Annotated in this window: 2 protein-coding genes; one reads left to right on the top strand and one right to left on the bottom strand. The window is 43.0% G+C overall.

Features of this window, described 5'->3' with window-relative positions:
- On the bottom strand, nt 1-953 hold a 953-nt coding region (locus VIP81_RS05290), incomplete at its 3' end, for a ribonucleoside-diphosphate reductase small subunit (RefSeq protein WP_331957428.1).
- A 447-nt stretch (nt 954-1,400) separates the two neighbouring features.
- Here VIP81_RS05290 and VIP81_RS05285 point away from each other — a divergent pair.
- Nucleotides 1,401-1,834: ABC transporter ATP-binding protein (locus VIP81_RS05285; RefSeq protein ID WP_331957427.1), on the top strand; the 434-nt coding region annotated here is incomplete at its 3' end.

The raw sequence follows: 1,834 nt of genomic DNA, 5'->3' as shown, positions 1-1,834 counted from the left end.
AATGTCTGTGATTCTTTTGTACCACCCATTACGCCGGATTTCTGGTAATCTCCCACACGTTTTTCAAAGAAGTTGGTCTTACCCTGTAAAGAAATCATTTCCATGAAGTCAAATGGGTTAGACGCGTTGAATATCTTGCTGTAACCCAGTTCACCAATCCATCTGTCAGCCACAAATTCAATATACTGTGACATCAGGTCAGCGTTCATACCGATTAAACCAACCGGCAGGGCTTCTGTGATAAATTCTTTTTCATAAGCTACGGCATCACGGATAATACCATGTACTGCTTCTTCACTCAGCTTATTTTCCAGCATGCTGTAAAGCAGGCAGGCAAATTCGCAATGCAGTCCTTCATCCCTGCTGATCAGCTCGTTAGAGAAAGTCAGACCTGGCATTAAGCCTCTTTTCTTTAACCAGAAAATTGAGCAGAAGCTACCACTGAAGAAAATACCTTCTACTGCTGCAAAGGCCACCAGGCGCTCTGCAAAATTGCCGTTCTCAATCCAGCGCAATGCCCATTCTGCTTTCTTTTTCACAGCAGGTACGGTATCAATAGCGTGGAACAAACGATCTTTCTCTGCCGGATCTTTCACATAAGTGTCAATCAGCAATGCATATGTTTCAGAGTGGATGTTTTCCATCATGATCTGGAAACCGTAAAAACAACGGGCTTCCGGAATCTGTACTTCACTCATAAAGTTTACCGCCAGGTTCTCATTTACGATACCATCGCTGGCTGCAAAAAATGCCAGTACATGAGATATAAAATGACGTTCGCCATCATTCAGCGCTGCCCAGTCCTTAAGATCACTGCTTAAATCTATTTCTTCCGCTGTCCAGAAACTTGCTTCGTGCTTTTTGTATTGCTCCCAAATTTTAGGGTATTTGATCGGCAATAACACAAAACGATCCTTGTTCTCTTTTAAAAGAATTTCATTCTCGTTACTCATCTTTAATTATTTTATGGGTACTGTCGAAGGTTTTCGGTTTTTCTGTTTGGGGTCAGCATACTGAAATCTACACTCTTCTCCTCACACAAATCATATTTCAACATTCCTGCATCCTAAAATCCATACGCTCAGGATTACAAATGTAAGCATCCAGTTATGGGCGTCACTTTTAAGTTTTCAACAGGTGTGGAAAAAGATAATAAACATTCTCGTGGTGTAGTGGCATAGCATGTTTCACGGGACTTAAGGCCTATCTATATATAATATCATTAGCATGTGAAATGTACCTTGTCCACCACTGGCATATATGATGAATTTTTTGCTGTTACAGCTAACCGCATGACGGTCAACGCAAAAATGCTCCGGAAAAAATATTTGTTAAAAAGACACCGCAGCGTGTATATATATGCGTTAATTTTTCATATTTACATTTTTAAGCTATTACGTATGTCCGAACCGGTTATTGCCCTTCATGCCGTTAAAAAGAACTACCAGGATGTGCCCATCCTGGATATTGCCCGACTGGAACTGCCTGCCGGCATCTATTGGCTGCAGGGCGAAAATGGGGCGGGTAAAACCACCTGCATGAAGGTGATGGCGGGTTTGATCCCTTTTAAAGGAGAAATAGTACTTCAGGGTAATGTGAGCAGCCGGGAACATCCCGTACAGTTCCGCCGCCTGATCAACTACGCAGAAGCAGAGCCACTATACCCGTCTTTCCTTACGGGACGCGACTTACTGGACCTGTACCTGAATACAAAAGGAGGGGATAGGGAAGGTATCCGGGAAATCAGTGAAAGACTGGGTGTGGATATCTTTGTTAATAACCCGGTCAACAGCTACTCCAGCGGCATGCTCAAAAAATTGTCACTGCTGCTGGC

It is taken from the genome of Chitinophaga sp. (assembly GCF_036566945.1).
Lineage (GTDB): Bacteria > Bacteroidota > Bacteroidia > Chitinophagales > Chitinophagaceae > Chitinophaga.
Note: the sequence above shows the minus strand (reverse complement) of the source record. Positions and strands in the feature narration are given on the sequence as shown.